A 22643-nucleotide genomic window follows, 5' to 3' on the forward strand; every position below is an offset into this window, starting at 1 on the left:
AGGCGTCAAGGCAAAGCATGACGGGACACTTCCGGTCCGCGCTCCTGCTGGCGGCGACCCTTGCGGCATGGCTTCCGGCGGCGCCCTGCCCCGCGGCCGAGGCGACGCCCGGCCCCCTGGTCTCCGAGGTCGCGGGGGCAGGTATCCTGGCGTTGGAGGACGGGACCCTGCTGCGCCTCGCGGGCCTCGCCCTCCCGGGAGAGGAAAAGATCCAGGACGGGTGGGGGGACGGGCAGGAGGACGGGCAGGAGGACGGGCCTGGGGACGCCCCGGAGGACACGGCCGAGGGTGCGGCCGCGCAGGCGGCGCGCCAGGCGCTGGCGGCGCTGGTTCTCGGCCGCCGGATGATGCCCCTCGACCCTGCCGCCCCGGTGGACAGGCACGGCCGCATCACGGTCCAGCTCCGCCGCGAGGACGGGTTGTGGATCCAGGACGCGCTGCTGCGCGCGGGGCATGCCCGGGTCCGCACCCGGCCGGACGAGCGGGACCGGGCGGCCGAGATGCTTGCCGCCGAGGCGGAGGCGCGGGAGGGGCGCCGCGGTATCTGGGCGGATCCGCGGTTCCGCGTGCGGAGCGCGGCGGCCCGGCCGGGACCGCCCGAGCGCTTCCACCTCGTGGAGGGCATCGTGCTGGCGGTCGGGCGCGTGCGCGACCGAATCTACCTGAATTTCGGCACGGACTGGCGGACCGACTTCACCGCCGCGATCGAGGCGCGGGACCTCCGCGCCTTCCGCAGGGCCGGGCTGGATGCGGCCGGGCTGGCGGGCCGGCGGGTGCGCCTGCGCGGCTGGCTGTTCGAGCGTGCCGGCCCCGCCATGGACCTCACGCATCCCGAGCAGGTGCAGATCCTTCCCTGACCGCCCGTGCTTCCCCGCCTCGCATGCATCCGCGCCGCGGACGGGAATTCCCGGGGATTTCAATATTTTCGGCCGGCTTCCCGCTTCCGGCGTTCCCATCCGGGGGGCCGTGCTCTAGTGTCCCGGCCATGTCCGCACCGCCGCTCCAAGCAGATGTCTCGGAGACCCGTCCCTCGGGCCGGGCACGGCGCCTGCGCCTGCCGCTGGCGGCGGTGCTGGTCACGGGCTTCGGGGCGCTGACCACGCTAGCGGTCGCGACCGTTCTCGCGCTCGGCCTCGTCAGCGCGGGACGGAACACCTTCGCCCTGCTCAGCGACAAGGCCGACCTGGCGCTGCGCGGGGTGGTCGTGCGCGTGCGCCACCAGCTCGACCCCGCCAACGCCCAGGTCGCCTATCTGAACGGGCTGGTCGAGAGCGCGGTCCTGGACACCGGCGACCGCGCCCAGATGATCACTGTGCTGACCGGAGCGCTGGCCGCCACGCCCCAGGTCACGAGCATCTCGTTCATCGGCCCGGACTACCGGACCCTGCGGGCGGGCCGCACCGAGGGCGTGCTGTGGACCGAGGAGGTCGACCAGTCCGCCGACCAGCAGGTGATCCAGGGCGTGCAGGAGGCGCGCGACCGGCGCGGCCCCTACTGGGCGCCGCCGACGTGGTCGACCGACCTGAAGACGACGGTGCTGACCCTGCGCCACCCCGTGCGCAAGGGTGAGCGCTTCGCGGGGGTGCTGGTGGTCGCCGTGTCGCTTGGCGACCTGTCTCGCTTCCTGTCCGAGCTGTTCGTCGACGAAAATCTCAGCGCCTTCGTGCTGTTCGACCGCGAGCACGTGCTCGCGCACCAGAACCTGCGATATCTCGAACTCGACCTGTCCCGCCGGCAGGGCGGCATCCCGCTGCCCCTGGTCGCCGAGGTCGAGGACCCGATCCTGTCCCGCCTGTGGGAGGGCCAGGTGCAGTCGCCGCCGCTGGGCCCGCAGACCGAGGCGCGGCTCGTCGATGTCGGGGCCGAAAGCTACCTGTTCCTGCTGCGCCCGCTGGAGGGCTACGGCCCCCAGCCCTGGACCGTCGGGATCAGCGTCCGCCTGGACGATGTCGGCGCCGAGATCGAGCGGCTGCAGACCGCGGCGCTGGTCGGGATCGCGATCCTGCTGGCCTCGGTCGCCGTGGCGCTGCTGGCCGGCCTCGCCATCAGCCGGCAGGTCGCGCGCATCGCCGCTGCGGCCGCCAGCGTCGCGACGCTGGACTTCCGGGGCGCGCCGCGGCTGCCCGACAGCCGCTTCCGCGAGATCTCCGACGCGGCCCAGGCCTTCAACACCATGGTCGCCGGCCTGCGCTGGTTCGAGACCTACGTTCCCAAGAAGCTGGTGCTCCGGCTGATCGGCCAGCGCGCGGCGCAGATGGGCGAGCTCGTCTCCGAGGAGCGCCAGGTGACGGTGATGTTCACCGACATCCGCGGCTTCAGCCGCCTGGCCGAGGATCTCGGCCCGACCGAGACGGCGGCGCTGCTGAACCAGCATTTCGGCCGGCTCGCCGCCTGCATCGAGGCCGAGGGCGGAACCGTCGACAAGTTCATCGGCGATGCCGTCATGGCCTTCTGGGGCGCGCCCGAGGTCCAGGACGACCAGGCCGCCCGCGCCCTGGCGGCGGCGCGCCAGATTGCGCTGGCTGTGGCCGAGGACAACCAGGCGCGGGCGGCCCGGGGCGAGGCGCCGGTCGGGGTCCGCATCGGGCTTCACACCGGCCCGGTGATCGTCGGCAACATCGGATCGGCGAGCCGCCTGAACTACACCATCGTGGGCGACACCGTGAACATCGCCCAGCGCATCGAGGAGCTCGCCGGAAGCCTCGCGGGCACGGCGGCCGAGGACGTGCTCGTTCTGTGCTCGGGCGTCACCGCGGCGGCGGCGGGTCCGCAGCCGGGCCTCGAGCCCGTGGGGACCCACCGGCTGCGCGGCCGGTCCGGCCATGTGGAGCTGTACAGGCTGCGCAACGACGGCGCCGCCTTGGGCAGCGGGGACCGCCCGGCGGCCTGATCCGCCCGCGGATTGCCAGGTCTCGCCCGCGCCCCTCGCCCCGCCACGGGTCGCCACGGGGTCACCGCAGCGCGCTTATAACCCTTTCGGGAGGCACTAGGCCCCACCCAGGCGGGCGGCCCTTCTTTATCGGGGAAAGCCTCCACCCAACGAGTTGCGATGCTTCCAATGCAGGAATGAGCCTGCGTGACGGACATCAACGCATGTCCATCGAGCAGGGCTCCGCCAGCTCGGGCAAGACGAGCAGCCATTCTCGCCTAGTGGCCCTCAGGCCGACGCTGGCCGAGCCCCTCCCGACCATTGCTCGTTACCCTTGCCATTCGCAACACTGTTGCAGAAGAAACACACCTCGCCCGGTTTGGATGCTACCCCCCTGGCGACCTTGCAAAAAAGGTTAACTCGCGAGATAGGATAGGTTACGTTCGATTCACCATTAATCGATGGTTTACGATGCCTACCGCCCATCGTGCGATCGCGGACCTCGAAACCCTCCTGCGGACAGCCACCGGCCGCCGCCGCGAGGAGATCGAGCGTATCCTGGCAAAGCTGAAGGGCAGCATCGATGACGCGGACTTCGTGGATGTCCGGCTGCCGCCCCCGACGCGCACGCCGGTGACCGTCCGCTGAGCGACCGCGGCCCTACCTTGTCCGCCCCGCCCTGCCCGCCGGCACGTGCGCCCGGCCAGAGCAGGGCGCGCCCTAGGATCCACCGGACCCCCTGACATAGTCGCCGAGCCCGTCGGCCAAGGCATCGAAGACGACGCGACAACGGCGGCTCGTCCGCAGGTTCTCATGCATCGCCAGCCAGGTGCCGAGTTCGAGCGAGAACACGTCGGGCAGGACACGCACGAGATCCGCATCGCGCAGGGCGACCCCGACCTGGCACACGCCGATTCCGAAACCCGCGCGGATCGCCGCGAGCTGGGCCAGATCGCTGTCGCTGCGCAATGCGAATTGGGCGCGGCTGAACCCCGGCGTCCGGGCCACCATGCTCCGGATCCCGGGTGTCTCGCGGTCGAAGCCGATCACCGTATGGTTCGCCAGATCCTCCATGCGGGCCGGAATGCCGCGGCTGTCGAGATAGCGGCGGTGCGCATGCAGGCCCAGGGTGACTGCGCCGACGCGCCGGGCCAGGAGCGCGCCCTGGCTGGGCTCGACCATGCGGACGGCGATGTCGGCGTCGCGGCGCAGCAGGTCCTCGACGCTGTTCGAGAGCGAGAGCTCAATCACCAGGAGCGGATGGCGTTCGCGCAGGGCCGCCAGGATCGGCGGCATGACCTCGACCCCGATCACCTCGCTCGCCGTGACGCGGACGGCTCCCTGCACCGCGCCGCCGTGGCCCGAGGCGACGCGCAGCAGCGAGGCCGCCGTCGCCGACAGCGCCTCGGCATAGGGGCGCAGCTCGACCGCGGCCTCGGTGGGGGTCAGCCCGTGCTGCGAGCGCGTGAAGAGCTGGAAGCCCATCGCCTGCTCGAGAGCGTCGATATGCCGCCCGATGGTGGGCTGGGCAAGCCCGAGCGCCCGTGCCGCGCCCGACAGCGAGCCCTCCTGGAGCACGGCGAGGAAGGTGCGGTAGAGATCCCAGCCGGGCTCACTTGCGGTCATACGGCCAAGTATAGCCGCGCCCGCGATCTCCGGAAAATCGTTTGGCGCCCCTGCGCCCTTGCGACGCGATGCATCCGGGATCCGGCATGAGCGCTGCCGCCCGGCAAACCGCCGGACGGCAGCTTTGCCATCCGCTCGCGCCACAAGTGGCGTGAGTTACGCGGCTAGAGGGGCGAGACCTTTTTCCATCAGGCTCGACAGCCGGCGGGAGAAGGCCGCCGGATCCGGCAGCGTCTCGCCCTCGACGATGCGGGCCTGGTCCAGCAGCAGCCAGGCGAGGTCGGCGAGCGCCGGGTCGGCGGTGGCGCCCTCCGATGCCATCCCGGCCATGCGGCGGATCAGGCTGTGCCCGGGATTGACCTCCAGGACGCGCGGCTCTGTCTCGGTGAGCTGCTGATGCTGCTTCAGCAGCCGCGCCAGGTGCATGTCCACGTCGCCCTCGTCGGCCACCAGGCAGACGGCGCTGTCGGTCAGCCGCTCCGAGGACCGCACGTCCTTCACCGCGCCGCCCAGCGTGGCCTTCAGGAAGGCGACGAGGCCGCCGAGCGCATCGGCGGGCACGGTCTCGGCCGGCTTCTTCTCGGCATCGGGCCCAGCCTTCACCTTGGAAAGGTCCGCCCCGCCGCGGGTCACCGACTTGAACCGCTTTCCGTCGAAGCTCCCCACATGGGGGATCCAGAACTCGTCGACGGCATCGGTCAGCAGCAGCACCTCCACGCCCTTTGCCCGGAAGCCTTCGAGCTGGGGGCTGCGCCGCAGCGCCTCGATGTCATCGCCGGTGATGTAGTAGATCGCGTCCTGGCCCTCCTTCATCCGGGCCACGTACTCGGCCAGCGACACCAGCGCGTCCGACGCCGTGCTGCGGAACCGCACGAGCTTCAGGAGCTGGTCGCGGTGCTCGAAGTCCTCGTAGAGGCCCTCCTTCAGCACGGCGCCGAAATTCTCCCAGAAGGCGGCGAAGCGCTCAGCCTCGGCCGGATCCTCCGCCTTCTTCACGAGATCGCCGAGCACCCGGCGCGTGACGCCGGCCTTGATCTTGGCCAGCAGCGGGTTGTTCTGCAGCATCTCGCGGCTGACGTTCAGCGGCAGGTCCTCGCTGTCCACCACGCCGCGCAGGAAGCGCAGGTAGCCCGGAACGAGACCCTCGGCCTCGTCGGTGATGAAGACCCGCCGGACGTAGAGCTTCACGTGGTGCCGGCGCCGCGGGTCGAAGAGATCGAAGGGCTTGGATTCCGGCACGAAAAGCAGGCCGGTGTACTCGATCTTCCCCTCGGCCCGCCAATGGACGGTCAGCCAGGGCGCATCGAAGGCGTGGCCGACATGGTGGTAGAATTCCTTGTACTCGTCCTCGCCGATCTCCGCGCGCGGGCGGGTCCACAGCGCCGAGGCGCGGTTCAGGGTCGGTGCGTCGGCGCCCTCGCCGAAGCGGATCGGCAGCGCCACGTGGTCGGAGTAGCGGCGGATCACCGCGCCGAGTCGCTGCTGCTCCAGGTATTCCTTGGCATCGTCCTTCAGGTGAAGGATCACGCGCGTGCCGCGCGGCACACCGGCCTCCTCGGCCACCGAGAACTCGCCGCGCCCGTCGGAGGTCCAGCGCCAGCCCTGGTCCTCGCCGGCCTTGCGGGTCAGCACCTCGACCCTGTCGGCCACCATGAAGGCCGAATAGAAGCCGACGCCGAACTGCCCGATCAGCGAGACGTCCTTGCGCGCGTCGCCGCTGAGCCGTTCCAGGAAGGCGGCCGTGCCCGAACGCGCGATGGTGCCGAGGTTCTCGATCAGCTCGTCGCGGCTCATGCCGATGCCGTTGTCCGCGACCGTCAGCGTGCCGGCCCCGCCGTCGGCCAGGAGCCGGATGCCGAGTTCCGTGTCCTCGGCCAGCAGGCCGGGCTGTGTCAGGGCGGCGTAGCGGAGCCTGTCGCACGCGTCGGACGCGTTGGAGACGAGCTCGCGCAGGAACACCTCCTTCTCGCTGTAGAGGGAGTGCGCCACGATGTCGAGCAGCCGGCTGACCTCGGCTTGAAAGCCGAACCGTTCCTCCGTCATGACCTTCCTACCCCGATGCACGGTGAATTGCCCAAAACTGGCGCAGATATGTGCGAGGTCGCGCGGCGCCGCAAGGGATCGGCGGCCAGCAGTCGCCGATAGTGCCCGATACGCCCCGATTGCGCCCGGACGGGTCCGCCCGGGTGGCCGGTACGCTCCTTCCTTGTTCTTGCAAACGGTCGCCGCGATGCCAAGCTTACGGGCATGAGTGCGTCCGCCATCGCGGGTCGCGGCCGGATCACTGCAGTTCTCGGCCCGACCAATACCGGGAAGACCCACCTCGCAATCGAGCGGATGCTGGCCCACCGGTCGGGGATGATCGGCTTCCCCCTTCGCCTGCTCGCGCGCGAGAACTACGACCGGATCGTGAAGGCCCGCGGCCCGGCCGCGGTCGCCCTGGTGACGGGCGAGGAGAAGATCGTTCCGCCGAACCCCCAGTATTTCGTCTGCACGGTCGAATCAATGCCGCTCGACCGGGCGGTGGCGTTCCTGGCGGTGGACGAGATCCAGCTCTGCGCCGACACCGAGCGCGGCCATGTCTTCACCGACCGCCTGCTGAATGCCCGGGGCATGGAGGAGACCATGTTCCTGGGCTCCGACACGATCCGGCCGCTGATCCAGACGCTGGTCCCGGACTGCGAGCATGTCAGCCGGCCGCGCTTCTCGAAGCTGACCTATGCGGGCGCCCGTAAGCTCACCAAGCTGCCGCCCCGCTCGGCCGTGGTCGCCTTCTCGGCGACCGAGGTCTACGGCATCGCCGAGCTGATCCGGCGCCAGCGCGGGGGCACGGCGGTCGTCCTCGGCGCGCTGAGCCCGCGCACCCGGAACGCACAGGTCGGGCTCTACCAGGCCGGCGAGGTCGACTACCTGGTCGCCACCGACGCGATCGGCATGGGACTCAACATGGATGTCGACCATGTCGCCTTCGCCCGCCTCGTGAAGTTCGACGGCATCGCGCCGCGACGCCTGCGCGCGACCGAGATCGCGCAGATCGCCGGCCGCGCCGGCCGGCACATGCGCGACGGCACCTTCGGCACCACCGCCGATGTCGAAGGGCTCGACGAGGAGACGGTCGACCGCGTCGAGAACCACCGCTTCGAGCCGCTGAAGACCCTGATGTGGCGCAACTCGCGCCTGCGCTTCGAGAGCCCGCAGGCGCTGCTGCGCTCGCTGGAGCAGCGTCCGGCCGCGCCGGAGCTGATCCGTGCGCGCGAAGCCGACGACCAGCTCGCGCTCGAGGCGCTCGCCCGCGACCCCGAGGTCGCGAAGACGGCCGTGGGCCGCAACGCCGTCGCGCTGCTCTGGGAGGTCTGCCAAGTCCCGGACTTTCGGAAGATCCTGTCCGACGCGCATACCAAGCTGCTCTCGCAGCTCTACCTGCACCTGGCACGCACGCCGTTCCGCCTGCCAGAGGACTGGGTGGCCCGGCAGGTCGACCGGCTCGACCGCACCGAGGGCGACATCGACGCGCTGGTGGCGCGGATCGCCCATGTCCGCACCTGGACCTACGTCTCGAACCGGCCGAACTGGCTCGGCGACGCCGCCCACTGGCAGGGACGGACCCGGGAGATCGAGGACAAGCTGTCGGACGCCCTGCACGAGCGCCTGACCCAACGCTTCATCGACCGCCGCTCCGCTATGCTGGTGAAGAGCCTGAAGAGCGGCGCGGACCTTCTGGGGGCGGTGCGGCCCGACGGCGAGGTGCTGGTCGAGGGCCATCCGGTCGGGCGGATCGAGGGGCTGCGCTTCGTGCCCGATCCCGACGCCGTCGGCGAGGACGCGCGCGCCCTGCTGACGGCGGCGCGGCGCGTGCTGCGGGGCGAGATCGCCCGCCGTATCGCCGAGATCGAGGCCGAGGGCGACGACGCCTTCGCGCTACTGCCGGACGCCGTCCTGGTCTGGAAGGGCATGCCCGTGGCGCGCCTGGCGCCGGGGCCTTCGATCCTGGCCCCGCTGGTGGTGCCCCTCCACGACGACCTGCTCGACAGTGCGCAGCGCGACCGGCTGCGCGACCGGCTGGCACGCTGGATAGAGGCGGAGACCGGCCGCCGCCTGCAGCCGCTCCTGGCGCTGCGCGATGCGGATGCGCACGGCGTCGCGCTGACCGGCGCCGCGCGGGGTCTGGCCTTCCAGCTCGTCGAGGCGCTCGGCTGCCTGCCGCGCGCCGACCTGAGCGTGCAGATCGATGGGCTGGAGAAAGCCGACCGCCGGGCGCTCGCCGCGCTGGGCGTCATCCTGGGTACGGGGCACGTCTTCATGCCCGCGACGGTCCGCCCGCAGGCCGTGGAGCTGTGCGCGATCCTCTGGGCCGTCCGGCACGGGCTGCCCCTGCCTCCCCCGGTGCCCGCGCCGGGGCGCGTCGCCGTGCCGACCCGCGGCGCGCCCCGGGCCTTCTGGGAAGCGGTGGGCTATCCGCCGACGGGCCCGCGAGCGATCCGCGTCGACATGCTCGAGCGCTTCGAGCGCGAGCTCTACCGCCGGGCAGGGGCCGGCCCCCTGGAGGCCACGCCCGATCTGGCGCAGCTGATCGGCTCGTCCGTGGACGAGCTCCAGGGCGTGCTGTCCGCTCTGGGCTACCGTCGCCGTCAGGAGGCCGACGGCAAGGAGACCTGGAAGCGCCGCCGTGGCGCCGCCGCGCAGCGCCGCCCGGGCGGCGCCCCGCGCAGCGCGCCGGTGTCCGATTCCCCCTTCGCGGCCCTGCGCCGCATCGGAACCGGCCGATGACCGGCGCTGCCGAGGAGCGTATCCGCCTCGACAAATGGCTGTGGTTCGCGCGCTTCTTCAAGTCGCGCAGCCTGGCCGCCAAGCAGGTGGAGGCCGGCGCCGTGCGCCTTGCCGGCGCCCCCGTCACCAAGGCGCATCAGACGGTCCGGCCAGGTGACGTGCTGACCTTCGTGCAGGGCGGGCACATCCGCGTCGTCCGCATCGCGGCGGTCGGCACCCGCCGCGGTCCCGCGCCCGAGGCCCAGGGCCTCTACGAGGACCTGTCGCCGCCCACCCCCGAGACGCGCCTGCCACGCTGACGAGACACGTCGGCACGCTGACGCGATGCGTCAGCCGCGCCGGCGCGACGCGCCGGGTCCGGCCGCACGAAGCCGGATCCGGCTTCTTTGCGGAACGCTCCGCAACCCGCTGGCGCCCCGCTGGTTGTCAGGGGGTTGCCGGAGCAGGAGAAGCCGCGCCGATGCTCGAGATCCTCGCCGACCCCGCCGCCTGGGCCAGCTTCCTGACGCTCGCCGCGCTGGAGATCGTGCTCGGCATCGACAACCTGGTCTTCATCTCGATCATGGCGGCCCGCCTTCCGGCCGAGCGCCAGCACGCGGCCCGGCGGGTCGGGCTGTCGCTCGCAATGCTGACGCGGCTGGCGCTGCTCGCCTCGATCGCCTGGATCGTGACCCTGACCGAGCCGCTCTTCGCCGTGGCCGGCCATCCGGTCTCGGTCCGAGACCTGATTCTGCTGCTGGGCGGGATGTTCCTGCTGCTGAAGGGCACCACCGAGATCCACCACTCGCTCGAAGGGGACGAGGACGAGGTGGCTCCGCGGCGCAACGCCGGCTTCCTGTCCGTCGTGCTCCAGATCATGGTCCTGGACATCGTGTTCTCGCTGGACTCCGTAATCACCGCCGTGGGCATGGCCGACCACCTCGAGATCATGATGGCCGCGGTGATTGCCGCCGTGGGCGTGATGCTGCTGGCCGCGGACCCCGTCAGCGCCTTCGTGAACCGGCATCCCACCGTGCGAATGCTGGCGCTCAGCTTCCTGCTGCTGGTGGGGGTGACGCTCGTCGCCGACGGGCTCGGCTTCCACATCCCCAAGGGCTACCTTTACTTCGCCATTGCCTTCTCGGTGCTGGTGGAATCGCTGAACCTGACGGCCGCCCGCCGGCGCCGCCGGACGGCCAAGCTCGGCGAGGCGCGTCCGGCTCTCGCAGGCAGGACGACGCTCGACGCCTCGTCCCGGCGCGGCCCCGTGGCCGGCCGAGACCGCGCCTGAGGGACGAGACACGGGCCTGAGGGACGAGCCGGGGAAACGCGCGGGCCACCCCTGCGACCGGCCAGCGGCCCCGCCCGTTCAGGATTCTCCGAATGTCCCCGGCCCTGCGCATGGGCCCCCGGGCCACCATCTGTGTTGCATCGTTCGTGCTGGAGCGATTGCGGCCGGAACCGAGGCCGCGCGGCAGACGAGGATGGATGATGCTGAATCGGATCAAGGCGTGGCTCGAACCGGCGGGCGGCTCTTCGGGCGAATCGGAGGAGAGCGAGGCGCGGATCGCCGCGGCGGCGCTGCTGTTCGAGGCAGCGCGGATGGACGCGGACCTGGCCCCTGCGGAGGCGGTGCGAATCGAGACGCTGGTGCGCGAGCGCTTCGACCTCACCGACGAAGAGGCGGAGACCCTGCACGGGCTGGCGGCGCGCGAGAGTGCCGAGGCCGTCGAGTGGCACCGCTTTGCCCGCACCCTGAACGAGCGGTTCAGCTACGAGCAACGGGTCGAGATCGTCGAGATGCTGTGGGAAGTCGCCTATGCCGACGGAAAACTTCACGATCTCGAGGCCAGCCTCTTGCGTCGTATAGGCGGTCTGCTCTACGTCTCCGACCGCGACCGCGGAGCGGCGCGTCAGCGGGTGCTCGACCGCCTCGGCATCGTGGATCCCGCCACCGACCTGTAGGACGAGGAGCGCCGGACCGGATCCGGCCAGGAGAGGGTGCGCAATGCCCTACGTGGTGACCGAGCAGTGCATCAAGTGCAAGTACACAGACTGCGTTGAGGTCTGCCCCGTGGACTGTTTCTACGAGGGCGCGACGATGCTAGTGATCCACCCGGACGAATGCATCGATTGCGGCGTGTGCGAGCCGGAATGCCCGGCTGAGGCGATCGTGCCGGACACGGAGCCGGTCGCCGAACGCTGGCTGGAGCTGAATCGCGAATATGCCGCGAAGTGGCCTAACCTGACGCGGAAGAAGGATGCGCTGCCGGACGCCGACTCGTTCAAGGGCGTTCCGGACAAGTTCACCAAGTTCTTCACGCCGGACGCGGGCGAATCGTAACGGTACGCTTGCGCGTTTTTGGCGGATACGCGAAGATTCACCAACAGGTGGGGCGAGGGTTCGGCCGCATGCAGAATCTGCAGGTCGGCCATACGCACGTATTTGCTGGGCCTCGGCGGGCCATTTCCCGGATTCCTTTTGTAACCCGTCTGTAAAGTCCTATATATTTCAGCATCGCCCGGCCGTTGCAGTGCCGGACCGGGCGACTGTGCTCTGGGCTCCGAATCATGGATTCTTCGAGATTGGCGTCTTCGATGCCGGTCGCGGGGCCTTGTTCTTCCCCTGCCGGGCACCCGCCCGGCCGGTGCGTGTCCAGCCTGAAGATTGCGAGAGCAACTGGGAATGACGAGCAAGCTTGATTTCGCCGCCGGGGACTTCGTGGTCTATCCGGCCCACGGCGTCGGGCGCGTCGCAGGGATCGAGACCCATACGATCGCCGGCATCGAGGTCACCCTCTACGCGATCACCTTCGAGAAGGAGCGCATGACGCTGAAGGTTCCGGTCGCGAAGGCCCGCAATTCGGGGCTGCGCCGGCTCAGCAGCAAGGACCGCATCAAGGAGGCCATGGAGACCCTACAGGGCAAGAGCAAGGTTCGCCGCGCCATGTGGAGCCGCCGCGCCCAGGAGTACGAGGCCAAGATCAACTCCGGCGACCCTGTCTCGATCGCCGAGGTCGTCCGCGACCTCTATCGCGGGACCGACCAGTCCGACCAGTCCTACAGCGAGCGCCAGATCTACCAGGCCGCCCTGGAGCGACTGGCACGCGAGCTCGCCGCCGTCGAGCGGATCGACGAGCTGAAGGCCACCGAGCGGCTCGAGGCGTTCCTGTCCAAGGCCGCCTGAGGCCGCGACGCCGCCCGGGACCCGGCCGGCCCGAGGGGCCGCGCCGGGTCCTGTCGTTTTGCCGCGGTGCACTGCCCCCTCTATCCATGGACCTGGGGCCCGCATACACTCTGGCGCGGATCACCTCCCGGAGCCCCCGCCGCGCATGTCCGACAACGCCGTCTTCGCCGATCTCCGCAGTCCGCGCAGGGTCTGGGCCCTGGGCGCAGTCCATGGAGAGGTGGAGCGGCTCATGGCGCTGCACGACGAGATCGGGCACCGCTTCGTCCCGGGCGACCGGCTCGTCTATCTCGGGAACCTGATCGGCCTGCAGGGCCGCACCATCGAGACCATCGACGAGTTGCTGGCGTTCCGGCGGGCGCTGATCGCGATGCCGGGAATGCTGGCATCGGACGTGGTCTACCTGCGCGGCGGGCAGGAGGAGATGTGGCAGAAGCTGCTGCAGATCCATCTCGCCCCCAACCCTGCCGAGGTCCTGGCCTGGATGCTGCACCACGGCGTGGAGCCTACGCTCGCGGCCTATGGCGGCGGCGCCGAGGACGGCATGCGCCTGGCGCGCGCCGGCGCGGTGGCCCTCACCCGCTGGACCGGGGGCCTGCGCAGCGCCATGCGCTCCCATCCCGGCCACGAGACGCTGTTCAGCGCACTGCGTCGGGCTGCCTTCACCAGCGCTCCCGGCAGGGATGGCGCGACCGGTGAGGACCCGCAGCCCGCCGGGCTGCTCCTAGTCCATGCCGGCCTGGACCCCGCCCGGCCGCTGGGCGCGCAAGGCGATGCCTTCTGGTGGGGCGCGGGTGGCTTCGGGCGCATCGAGCAGCCCTACGAGACCTTTCGCCGCGTCGTCCGCGGCTACGACCCCGCCTTGGGCGGCATCCAGGTCGGCGAGGCTTCGGCCACGATCGATAGCGGCGCCGGCCGCGGCGGTCGGCTCGCCTGCGCCTGCCTGACACCGGCCGGAGAAATCCTCGAGATCCTGGAGGCCTAGAGCGGATCGCGATCTGGTGTGGACAGCAGATCGCGTGGAGCCGCGCCAAGCTCGTTGAGCTGGAAGCGGCGGCAGGCCGGAGCGAACCTCGAACCGCATTGGCGCAAGCTCCCGGCCCCTCTCCAGCCCCCCCGTCCGGACCTCAGGTCCGGTTCGCCGACGGCTTTCCGGATGGCCGTCCAGCCGGCCCGGCAACAGCCCGGCGATGGCAGGTATCCCAAGTATAGGTCCGATCCTATACGTCGGGATACAAGATCCAGGAGCTCCTCCCCTGCGTAACATTGGCGAACCGACGGCGCAACGCGGCGGCCTGCAGAAGGGGGAATCCGGAATGGCGCATATCGACGATCCGCAGACGCAGCGGGCGAACCTAAGTTTCATCAAGGCCTCGATGCGAGAGCCGCTGCTGGCGCGCGAGCACGAGTTCGAGCTTGCACGCCGCTGGCGCGAGCGCGGCGACGAGGCGGCGCTGCACGAGCTGGTCCGTTCATACACCCGGCTGGTGGTGGCGACGGCCTCGCGCTTCAGGAACTACGGCCTGCCGCTGGGCGACCTCGTCCAGGAGGGCAATGTGGGGCTGATGCAGGCGGCCTCACGCTTCGAACCCGACAGGGAGGTCCGGTTCTCCACCTATGCCGCCTGGTGGATCCGTTCGGCCATGCAGGACTACATCCTGCGCAACTGGTCGATCGTGCGCACCGGCACCACCGCCGCCCAGAAGGCCCTGTTCTTCAACCTGCGCCGGCTGCGCGCACGGATCGAGGGCATCGGGGGCGGAGCGCTCTCGGAGGAATCCCGCCGGAAGATCGCCGAGGAGCTCGAGGTGGAGGTCGCCGAGGTTGAGCACATGGAGATGCGGCTCGCCGCCGCGGACCAGTCGCTGAATGCGCCCGTGGGCGATACGAGCGAGGCCGCCTGGCAGGAATTCCTGCCGGACCAGCGTCCGACGCCCGAGGAGGTCGTGATCGGCATGCGCGACGGCCGGACCCGCTCGCGCTGGCTCGCCGAGGCGCTGGGGCAGCTCACCCCCCGCGAGCGGCGCATCATCGCCGAGCGGCGCCTGAGGGATGAGGGCGCGACCCTGGAGGAGCTCGGCCGGGCGCTCGGCATCAGCAAGGAACGCGTGCGCCAGCTCGAGAACCGCGCCATGTCCAAGCTGCGCGAGACCATGCGCCAGAAGGTCGAGCACCACGACGAGCTGCTGGTCGAGCAGTAGGGCCCGGCAGCACGGCAAAGCCGGCGCCTCGGCCTTGCCGTGCTGGCCCGTCCGGGCTTAGCCTCTTGCCGGGCCGCGCGACTGGCGAGAACGGGTGGAGCACCACCGGGGAACGCGGCACCGAAGTGACGCCGCTCGCCTGGGCACCTTTTCTCACCGGCCGGGAGATGCCCCATGCATGTGGTGATGCTCGCCTACCCCCGGATGACGCAGCTCGACCTGACGGGTCCCTTCGAGATCCTGGCGCGCTGTCCGGAACTGACCCTCCACCTCGCCTGGAAGACGGCCGACCCCGTCGCCGACGCCAGCGGGCTGCGGATCCTGCCGACCACCGCCTTCGCCGACTGCCCGCAGGCCGATATCCTGTTCGTGCCCGGCGGACCCGGACAGCTGGCGCTGATGGAGGATGAGGAAACCCTGGCCTTCCTCCGGCGCCAGGCCGCGGGGGCGCGGCAGGTGACCTCCGTCTGCACGGGCTCGCTCGTCCTGGCCGCCGCCGGGCTGCTTGAAGGCTACCGTGCGACCTGCCACTGGCTATCGCTGGAGCAGCTCGCCTATTTCGGCGCGGTCCCGGTGGCCGAGCGCGTCGTTGTCGACCGCGACCGTATGACCGGCGCAGGCGTGACCTCGGGCATCGACTTCGCGCTGGAGCTGGTCGCCCGCATGTTCGGCGAGGCGCGCGCCCGGGCGGTCCAGCTCGGCCTGGAATACGACCCTGCCCCGCCCTTCCATGCGGGATCCCCTGCCAAGGCCCCGGCCGAGACGGTGGCCACGGTGCGCGAGTACGCCCGCGGCTTCCAGGAGCAGCGGGATTCGGTCGCCCGGCGCGCCGCGGCCGCCCTCCGCCTCTGACCGGCAGAGAATGCGGCGGACGGGAGCTGGGCCCTACGCCGCCTCGCGGATCAGGCCCTTCACCCGGCGGTCCATGAACCACCAGGCGAGCTTGGTCGCGCCGCGGTAGAGCGTGGTGTGGGGCTTGAGCCCCACGGCCTTGAAGATCATGGCGATGCCGCGATCCACGTGGTCGGGCCGGTAGCAGGAATAGGCCCTGCGCATGTAGGCGCGGATGTAGCGGGTGTGGTCGTAGGCGTCGTCCGGCCCCGCATTGGCCGCCCAGTAGGCGTAGGCGAGCTCGTCGTCCTCGCTCTCCGCGACCCGGCCGACCGCGATGCGCAGGCGCCGCAGCCGCCCCAGATCCTCGCGCTCCAGGTAGCGCTTGAGGTGCTGGTAGAAGAGCTTGTAGTGGCGCAGCTCGTCGGCCGCGATGTGCCGGCAGATCGCCTTCAGCGCCGGCTCCTCGATCGCGTCGCCCAGGGCCGTGTAGTAGGAGCTGGTGCCGGTCTCGACCATGCAGCGGGCGATCAGCTCGCCGCTGCGCGAGCCGCGCACGGACTCTTTGGCATCCAGCGTCAGCTTGTAGTTCGCCTTGAAGCGCGCGAAGGCGCCCTCCAGCGTCCAGCCGGGATCCACGAGCTCCGCCCAGCGGCCCAGCGCGGCACCGTGCTGGACTTCCTCGACTGCCCAGTCCCTGGCGGCCTGCTGGAACTCGGGGTCGTCGTGGAAGACGTTGCAGAGATAGGTGGCGTAGTCGAGGCCGTTGTACTCGACCAGCGCCGCAGCCTTGACGATCCTGACCAGATCCGGGTCGACCTTCGACGGATCGAGCGAGTCCCAGGGGATATCGTCCAACGTCCAGTGCCGGATTGCCATGCCTTGCCCCATCCGTCCTTGCCGGAAACGCGGAAGGCGCCGGCCGGGTCGCGACCGGCGCCTTCGCGCCTAGAGATGCAGTCCTCGCGCCCGGAATGCAACCGCCGGGAAGCGGCCCGCGCCCGGGGGCGCCACCGTCAGTGCGCGGCCGCCGTGCCCGCCTCGACGGCGGCCAGCTTCGCCTGCGCGATCGCGAGGCGATGCTCCAGCGTGGTGCGCTCGGCCTCCGACTTGGCGTCCTCCACGTCCTCGCCGAGGTCGCGGACCTCCTGCTCGGCCGCGGCGCGGTCGATCTGGGCGACCGCCACCGCCTGCTCGGCGAGCACCGTGCAGCGGGTCTCGGTCACCTCGGCGAAGCCGCCGGCCACGAAGATCCGGTCGACCACCTGGTCGCCGTCATACATGTCGATCACGCCCGGACGGACCGTCGTGATCATGGGGGCGTGGCCGGCAAGGACGCCGAAATTGCCCTCGCCGCCGGGAACGACGACCATGTCCACCGCGCGGGAGGCGATCAGCCGCTCCGGCGAAACCAGCTCGAACTCGACTTTGTCGGCCATATCCTGTCCCTCGGCGCGCAGGCCGGGCCCGACGCGCGGGCCCGGCCTCCCCTTCTGCTCCATCAGGCCGGGCGCGCGGGCCCGGCCTCCTCAGCCAGTCGTCAGGCCGCCTCGGCGGCCATCTTGCGGGCCTTCTCGACCGCCTCCTCGATGGCGCCGACCATGTAGAAGGCCGCCTCGGGCAGGTGGTCGTACTCGCCGTTCACGATGCCCTTGAAGCCCTTGATGGTGTCCTCGAGGGCGACGAGCTTGCCGGGCGAGCCCGTGAAGACCTCGGCGACATGGAAGGGCTGCGACAGGAAGCGCTGGATCTTGCGGGCGCGGGCGACGACCAGCTTGTCCTCTTCGGACAGCTCGTCCATGCCCAGGATCGCGATGATGTCCTGCAGGGACTTGTAGGTCTGCAGGACGCGCTGCACCGAGCGGGCGACCTCGTAATGCTCGTCGCCGACGATGCGCGGGTCGAGCATGCGCGAGGTCGAGTCCAGCGGGTCCACCGCCGGGTAGATGCCGAGCTCGGCGATCTGGCGCGAGAGCACCGTGGTCGCGTCGAGGTGGGCGAAGGAGGTCGCCGGCGCCGGGTCGGTCAGGTCGTCCGCAGGGACGTAGACCGCCTGGACCGAGGTGATCGAGCCCTTCTTGGTGGTGGTGATGCGCTCCTGCAGGGCGCCCATGTCGGTGGCCAGCGTCGGCTGGTAGCCCACCGCCGAGGGAATGCGGCCCAGCAGCGCCGACACCTCGGCGCCCGCCTGGGTGAAGCGGAAGATGTTGTCGACGAAGAACAGCACGTCCTGGCCTTCCTCGTCGCGGAAGTACTCGGCCAGGGTCAGGCCGGTCAGGCCCACGCGGGCGCGGGCGCCCGGCGGCTCGTTCATCTGGCCATAGACGAGCGCCGCCTTCGAGGGCGAGCCATCGGTCTTGATGACGCCCGATTCCATCATCTCGTGATAGAGGTCGTTGCCCTCGCGGGTGCGCTCGCCCACGCCGGCGAAGACCGAGTAGCCGCCGTGCGCCTTGGCGACGTTGTTGATGAGCTCCATGATCAGCACGGTCTTGCCGACGCCGGCGCCGCCGAACAGGCCGATCTTGCCGCCGCGCGCGTAGGGCGCCAGAAGGTCGACGACCTTGATGCCGGTGACCAGGATCTGGGCTTCCGTGGACTGCTCGGCGAACTCGGGCGCCGGGCGGTGGATCGGGGCGGTCAGCTTCGTCTCGAGCGGGCCGCGCTCGTCGATGGGCTCGCCGATCACGTTCAGGATGCGGCCCAGCGTGCCGGGGCCGACCGGGACGGAGATGGGGGCGCCGGTGTCGACGACCTCCTGGCCGCGGACGAGACCGTCGGTCGTGTCCATGGCGATGGTGCGGACCGTGTTCTCGCCGAGGTGCTGCGCCACCTCGAGCACGAGGGTGCGGCCCTCGTTCTGGGTGTGCACGGCGTTCAGGATCGCAGGCAGATCGCCGTCGAACTGGACGTCGACGACGGCGCCCAGCACCTGCGTGATCCTGCCGACGGTGTTGGTCGGGTTCTCTTTGGCCATCGGGGTACGCTCCCTCGGAACTGGTGCTTGTGCGGAAACGGGGGTCAAAGCGCCTCGGCGCCGGAGATGATCTCGATCAGCTCCTTGGTGATGTAGGCCTGGCGCGTCCGGTTGTAGGTCAGCGTGAGCCGGTTGATCATGTCGCCGGCATTGCGCGTCGCGTTGTCCATGGCGGTCATGCGCGCGCCCTGCTCGGACGCGGCGTTCTCGAGCAGCGCACGGTAGACCTGGATCGACAGGTTGCGCGGCAGCAGCTCGGCCAGGATCTGCTCCTCGTCGGGCTCGTACTCGTACAGCGCGCGGGCCTCGTCCGTGGCCGGGGCGGCCTCGGTGGATTCCGGCACTGCGAAGGGGACGACCTGCTGCACCGTCACGATCTGCGTCATGGCGGACTTGAAGCGGTTGTAGACCACCGAGCAGACGTCGAACTCGCCGGCCTCGAACATCTCGAGCACCCGGGCGGCGATCTGGTCGGCATCGGCGAAGCTGAGCCGGCGGCGCCCGACCTCTTCGAAGGTCTGGCCGATCAGCCCGGCATGGGTGCGGCGCAGGTTGTCGCGGCCCTTGCGGCCGACGGTCATGATCTTGACGGTCTTGCCCTGGCCCTGGAGCAGCGCGATCTGGCGCCGCGCCTCGCGCACGATGGAGCTGTTGAATGCGCCGCAGAGCCCGCGGTCGGCGGTCATGACGACCAGCAGGTGCACCTCGTCCTTGCCGGTGCCGGCCATCAGCCGCGGCCCTTCGCCGCCAGCCTGCACGTTGGCGGCCAGCGAGCTGAGCATCCGGGCCATGCGCTCGGCATAGGGACGCCCGGCCTCGGCCTGGTCCTGGGCGCGGCGCAGCTTGGAGGCCGCCACCATCTTCATGGCTGCCGTGATCTTCTGCGTCGATTTGACGCTGGTGATCCGGTTCTTGAGGTCCTTGAGACTTGGCATCCGGGGCCTTCAGGCGCGCGAGGGGAGACGTCGGAGGGCGGGGCGGCGGCCGTGGGGCCGCCGCCCCAGCGATCAGGCGAACACCTTGGCGAAGTTGTCCAGGAAGGACACCAGCTTGCCCTCGGTATCCTTGGACAGCGCCTTCTCGGTGCGGATCGTGTTGAGGATGTCGACGCCCTTCGAGCGGATCTCTGAGAGGAGCTGCTGCTCGTACCGGTTGACGTCCTCGACGCGGACCTTGTCGAGATAGCCGCGCACGCCCGCGAAGATCGAGACGACCTGCTCCTCGACCGGCATCGGCTGGAACTGGCCCTGCTTCAGCAGCTCGGTCAGGCGCGAGCCGCGGTTCAGCAGGCGCTGGGTCGCGGCGTCGAGGTCGGACGCGAACTGGGCGAAGGCGGCCATCTCGCGGTACTGGGCGAGCTCGAGCTTGATGGTGCCCGCGACCTGCTTCATCGCCTTGATCTGGGCGGCGGAGCCGACGCGCGACACCGACAGGCCGACGTTGATGGCCGGGCGGATGCCCTTATAGAAGAGGCCGGTCTCGAGGAAGATCTGGCCGTCCGTGATCGAGATCACGTTGGTCGGGATGTAGGCCGAGACGTCGCCCGCCTGCGTCTCGATGACCGGCAGGGCGGTCAGCGAGCCGGCGCCGTGCTCATCGTTCATCTTCGCCGCGCGCTCGAGCAGGCGGGAATGCAGATAGAAGACGTCGCCGGGATACGCCTCGCGGCCCGGCGGGCGGCGGAGCAGCAGCGACATCTGACGGTACGCGACCGCCTGCTTGGACAGGTCGTCGTACACGATCACGGCATGCATGCCGTTGTCGCGGAAGAACTCGCCCATGGCGCAGCCAGCGTAGGGCGCCAGGAACTGCAGGGGCGCCGGATCCGAGGCGGTCGCCGCCACGACGATCGAGTACTCGAGCGCGCCCGAATCCTCGAGCGTCTTCACGATCTGGGCGACCGTGGAGCGCTTCTGGCCGCAGGCGACGTAGATGCAGTAGAGCTTCTTGCTCTCGTCGCCGGCGGCGTTGACGGTCTTCTGGTTGATGAAGGTGTCCAGCGCCACGGCGGTCTTGCCGGTCTGGCGGTCGCCGATGATCAGCTCGCGCTGGCCGCGGCCGACCGGAACCAGGGCGTCGATCGCCTTCAGGCCGGTCTGCATGGGCTCGTGCACGGACTTGCGCGGGATGATGCCCGGAGCCTTCACCTCGACGCGGCGCCGGGTCACGTCGACCAGCGGGCCCTTGCCGTCGATGGGATTGCCGAGGCCGTCGACCACGCGGCCGAGAAGGCCGCGGCCGACCGGGACCTCGACGATGGCGCCGGTCCGCTTGACCGTGTCGCCTTCCTTGATGTCGCGGTCGCTGCCGAAGATCACGACACCGACGTTGTCGGTCTCGAGGTTCAGCGCCATGCCCTTGAGGCCGTTGGCGAACTCCACCATCTCGCCGGCCTTGACGTTGTCGAGGCCGTGAACGCGGGCGACGCCGTCGCCCACCGAGAGGACCTGGCCGACTTCGGCGACATCCGCCTCGTTACCGAAATTCGCGATCTGCTGCTTGAGGATCGCGGAGATCTCCGCCGCGCGGATTTCCATCAGCCAACCCCTTTCATGGCGAGTTGCAGCTTGTTCAGTTTCGTGCGGACCGAAGTGTCAATCATCCGCGAGCCGACCTTGACGACCAGGCCGCCGATCAGCGCCGGGTCGATGTCGACCTCGATGGCGACCTGACGGCCCAGCGAGGAATGGAGCGCTTCGAGCAGCGCCTTGGCCTGGCCATCGGTCAGCGGACGGGCCGCGACCACGCGGGCCGTCGTCTGGCCGCGCCGGCGGGCCAGCTCGGCCAGGAAGGCGTCGATCATGCCTTGCAGCGCGAACAGGCGGCGGTTCTGGGCGACCAGCCCGATGAAGCGCTTCACCAGCTCGGACGTGCCGGCCTTGTCCATGATGGCGCCCATGGCCCGCGCCTGATCTGCGCGCGACAGCACCGGGCTGCGCACCATGCGCGCCAGATCCGGGCTCTCGTTCAGCAGCGTGCGAAGCGCCGTCAGATCCTCGGCGGTCTGATCCAGCGCCTTGTTCTCGTCCGCGAGTTCGAACAACGCCGCGGCGTAGCGCCCGGCAAGCTCGGATGCGCCTGTACCTTGTGATGCCACCTGGTACCTCGGTTCAGTCCGTAGACCTATTGATTATGCGGGGCAGAAGGTACGGCAACGGATGCGCTGGGCAGCCCCCTCCCAAGCGGCGAGCGGTCACATAACACACAGATCTGAGTGGCGCAACCGGCGGAATCCTGCGCTCCCGTTGCGCTGGAGCGCGTATCCGCCCCCTGGCGCGTACAGTCCGGAACGCTCCCTCGGCCGGCGCCGCCGCAACCTTTCGCGATCATTAAAAACAAAGGAATTGTAATGGATTGTCGCGACCAACACTGACCAAATGGTCCCGCCGCTTAAGCATGCCTTAACTGCTTTCCGGTCAATGTTGGTCCGCCACCGAAACGGTGGCGACTTGCAGACTGGGGACAACCATGACCGTCGTCGCGTTCAGCCTCGCCCGGTTCACGCCGGCCGACATCCGCGAATTCCACACCATCGCCGATCCGCGGCTGCAGCGCGGCCTCTGGGCCGGCGTCTCGCGCCAGTCGGGCTCGGATTTCGACCGGCTTCTGGTCAGCTTCCCCAACATCGACCGCCCCGTCTTCAGCTTCGAGCGCGACAAGCGCGGCCGCTACACGCTGTGGTTCAACGACCGCCAGGGCTGGCACAGCATCGGCACCGGCAACACCGCCCAGGAATGCCTCACCATCTGGCGCGCCCGTCCCGCGCGCACCGGCACGGCCGCCGAAAGCCAGAACGCCGTCGTCTGACACTGCGTCCCCCACGCAAGTGGAAAGGGCCGGCGCCGCAAGGCGCCGGCCCTTTCGCATTCCGGGCCTGGATCCGGCCCGCCCATGGCTGCCTTCGGGCGGCCTCAGGCCCCTTCGGCCGGCCGCTCTTCGGCAGCCTCGTCCGAATCGCCGCCGCGCCCTTCGTCCGCGGCCGAGACGCGGGCCGCCTCGCGCGGGTCCGTGACCTGGCCCATGGCGGCCGCCTTCTGGGCGGCCTTGACGGAATCGGCCTCGGGCCCGGTCTCGATCGGCGCGGGCTCGGTCGTGATCCTCGCCAGATCCTCAATGCTGCTGCGGTCCTTCATGGCCCTCATTCCCGTCGGTTGCGGACAAGCACCAACAGCGCCCGACGCCAAGCGTCGCGGCGGGACGCCTTCG

Annotated in this window: 22 protein-coding genes and 1 riboswitch; of the genes, 13 read left to right on the forward strand and 9 right to left on the reverse strand. The window is 70.2% G+C overall.

All coding sequences use genetic code 11. The features are described 5' to 3' along the window. Window positions 1-17: 17 nt before the first annotated feature. The 3 genes from JUB13_RS14685 (at window position 18) to JUB13_RS14695 (ending at window position 3517) form a co-directional block, all read left to right on the forward strand. Complete coding sequence (locus JUB13_RS14685) at window positions 18-857, forward strand: thermonuclease family protein (RefSeq protein ID WP_207480159.1); 840 nt, start codon at window positions 18-20, stop codon at window positions 855-857. Window positions 858-985: 128 nt separating this feature from the next. Then, entirely contained in the window at window positions 986-2890 is a 1905-nt protein-coding gene (locus JUB13_RS14690; protein ID WP_207480161.1) for an adenylate/guanylate cyclase domain-containing protein, read from the forward strand. A 450-nt stretch (window positions 2891-3340) separates the two neighbouring features. Further along, complete coding sequence (locus JUB13_RS14695; RefSeq protein WP_207480163.1) at window positions 3341-3517, forward strand: hypothetical protein; 177 nt, start codon at window positions 3341-3343, stop codon at window positions 3515-3517. Window positions 3518-3589: 72 nt separating this feature from the next. On the opposite strand, the gene JUB13_RS14700 is transcribed toward JUB13_RS14695, so the two are convergent. Both JUB13_RS14700 and htpG read right to left on the reverse strand, forming a co-directional pair. Continuing rightward, on the reverse strand, window positions 3590-4495 hold the full coding sequence (locus tag JUB13_RS14700; protein ID WP_207480165.1) for a LysR family transcriptional regulator: 906 nt from the start codon (window positions 4493-4495) through the stop codon (window positions 3590-3592). A gap of 156 nt (window positions 4496-4651) precedes the next feature. Then, a complete protein-coding gene (gene htpG, locus JUB13_RS14705) occupies window positions 4652-6538 on the reverse strand; it encodes a molecular chaperone HtpG (protein WP_207480167.1) in 1887 nt (628 codons plus the stop codon). A 204-nt stretch (window positions 6539-6742) separates the two neighbouring features. On the opposite strand from htpG, the gene JUB13_RS14710 reads away from it, so the two are divergent. The 9 genes from JUB13_RS14710 (at window position 6743) to JUB13_RS14750 (ending at window position 15481) form a co-directional block, all read left to right on the forward strand. Continuing rightward, window positions 6743-9262 carry a helicase-related protein gene (locus tag JUB13_RS14710; protein ID WP_207480170.1) on the forward strand — a complete coding sequence of 840 codons (2520 nt, stop codon included), beginning with the start codon at window positions 6743-6745 and terminating at the stop codon, window positions 9260-9262. After that, window positions 9259-9561: an RNA-binding S4 domain-containing protein gene (locus JUB13_RS14715; protein WP_207480172.1), complete on the forward strand. Its 303-nt coding sequence runs from the start codon at window positions 9259-9261 to the stop codon at window positions 9559-9561. The genes JUB13_RS14710 and JUB13_RS14715 overlap by 4 nt, the downstream gene beginning before the upstream one ends. A gap of 161 nt (window positions 9562-9722) precedes the next feature. Further along, on the forward strand, window positions 9723-10532 hold the full coding sequence (locus JUB13_RS14720; protein ID WP_207480174.1) for a TerC family protein: 810 nt from the start codon (window positions 9723-9725) through the stop codon (window positions 10530-10532). A 197-nt stretch (window positions 10533-10729) separates the two neighbouring features. Then, window positions 10730-11206 (forward strand): tellurite resistance TerB family protein, encoded by a 477-nt coding sequence (locus tag JUB13_RS14725; RefSeq protein ID WP_236024951.1) that lies wholly within the window; start codon window positions 10730-10732, stop codon window positions 11204-11206. A 43-nt stretch (window positions 11207-11249) separates the two neighbouring features. After that, a complete protein-coding gene (gene fdxA, locus JUB13_RS14730; protein WP_207480177.1) occupies window positions 11250-11585 on the forward strand; it encodes a ferredoxin FdxA in 336 nt (111 codons plus the stop codon). Between the two features lie 342 nt (window positions 11586-11927). Then, window positions 11928-12428 carry a CarD family transcriptional regulator gene (locus tag JUB13_RS14735; protein WP_207480179.1) on the forward strand — a complete coding sequence of 167 codons (501 nt, stop codon included), beginning with the start codon at window positions 11928-11930 and terminating at the stop codon, window positions 12426-12428. 145 nt (window positions 12429-12573) lie between these two features. Next, window positions 12574-13413, forward strand: a complete 840-nt coding sequence (locus JUB13_RS14740; RefSeq protein WP_207480181.1) for a hypothetical protein — start codon at window positions 12574-12576, stop codon at window positions 13411-13413. Window positions 13414-13744: 331 nt separating this feature from the next. Continuing rightward, window positions 13745-14629, forward strand: coding sequence for an RNA polymerase factor sigma-32 (locus tag JUB13_RS14745; RefSeq protein WP_207480183.1), 885 nt, complete (start codon window positions 13745-13747; stop codon window positions 14627-14629). 67 nt (window positions 14630-14696) lie between these two features. Further along, window positions 14697-14781, forward strand: a riboswitch (ZMP/ZTP riboswitch). Between the two features lie 22 nt (window positions 14782-14803). After that, on the forward strand, window positions 14804-15481 hold the full coding sequence (locus JUB13_RS14750) for a DJ-1/PfpI family protein (protein WP_207480185.1): 678 nt from the start codon (window positions 14804-14806) through the stop codon (window positions 15479-15481). Between the two features lie 33 nt (window positions 15482-15514). On the opposite strand, the gene JUB13_RS14755 is transcribed toward JUB13_RS14750, so the two are convergent. The 6 genes from JUB13_RS14755 to JUB13_RS14780 form a co-directional block, all read right to left on the reverse strand. Continuing rightward, on the reverse strand, window positions 15515-16339 hold the full coding sequence (locus tag JUB13_RS14755) for a ferritin-like domain-containing protein (protein ID WP_207480187.1): 825 nt from the start codon (window positions 16337-16339) through the stop codon (window positions 15515-15517). 137 nt (window positions 16340-16476) lie between these two features. Further along, window positions 16477-16899, reverse strand: a complete 423-nt coding sequence (locus JUB13_RS14760) for a F0F1 ATP synthase subunit epsilon (RefSeq protein ID WP_207480189.1) — start codon at window positions 16897-16899, stop codon at window positions 16477-16479. Window positions 16900-17000: 101 nt separating this feature from the next. Next, a complete protein-coding gene (gene atpD / locus JUB13_RS14765; protein WP_207480190.1) occupies window positions 17001-18437 on the reverse strand; it encodes a F0F1 ATP synthase subunit beta in 1437 nt (478 codons plus the stop codon). Between the two features lie 44 nt (window positions 18438-18481). Then, window positions 18482-19372, reverse strand: coding sequence for a F0F1 ATP synthase subunit gamma (locus JUB13_RS14770; RefSeq protein ID WP_207480192.1), 891 nt, complete (start codon window positions 19370-19372; stop codon window positions 18482-18484). Window positions 19373-19444: 72 nt separating this feature from the next. After that, window positions 19445-20974, reverse strand: a complete 1530-nt coding sequence (gene atpA / locus JUB13_RS14775; protein WP_207480194.1) for a F0F1 ATP synthase subunit alpha — start codon at window positions 20972-20974, stop codon at window positions 19445-19447. Then, window positions 20974-21534, reverse strand: a complete 561-nt coding sequence (locus tag JUB13_RS14780; protein ID WP_207480196.1) for a F0F1 ATP synthase subunit delta — start codon at window positions 21532-21534, stop codon at window positions 20974-20976. Before JUB13_RS14780 ends, atpA begins: the two co-directional genes overlap by 1 nt. A gap of 371 nt (window positions 21535-21905) precedes the next feature. Here JUB13_RS14780 and JUB13_RS14785 point away from each other — a divergent pair, with 371 nt between their 5' ends. Beyond that, the gene (locus JUB13_RS14785; RefSeq protein WP_207480198.1) at window positions 21906-22244 is read left to right on the forward strand and encodes a hypothetical protein; all 339 of its coding nucleotides are present in this window, start codon (window positions 21906-21908) and stop codon (window positions 22242-22244) included. Between the two features lie 104 nt (window positions 22245-22348). Here the strand turns inward: JUB13_RS14785 and JUB13_RS14790 are convergent, their stop codons facing one another. Continuing rightward, entirely contained in the window at window positions 22349-22570 is a 222-nt protein-coding gene (locus JUB13_RS14790; RefSeq protein ID WP_207480200.1) for a hypothetical protein, read from the reverse strand. Window positions 22571-22643: the final 73 nt, after the last annotated feature.

Source organism: Arenibaculum pallidiluteum (genome assembly GCF_017355985.1).
Lineage (GTDB): Bacteria > Pseudomonadota > Alphaproteobacteria > Azospirillales > Azospirillaceae > Arenibaculum > Arenibaculum pallidiluteum.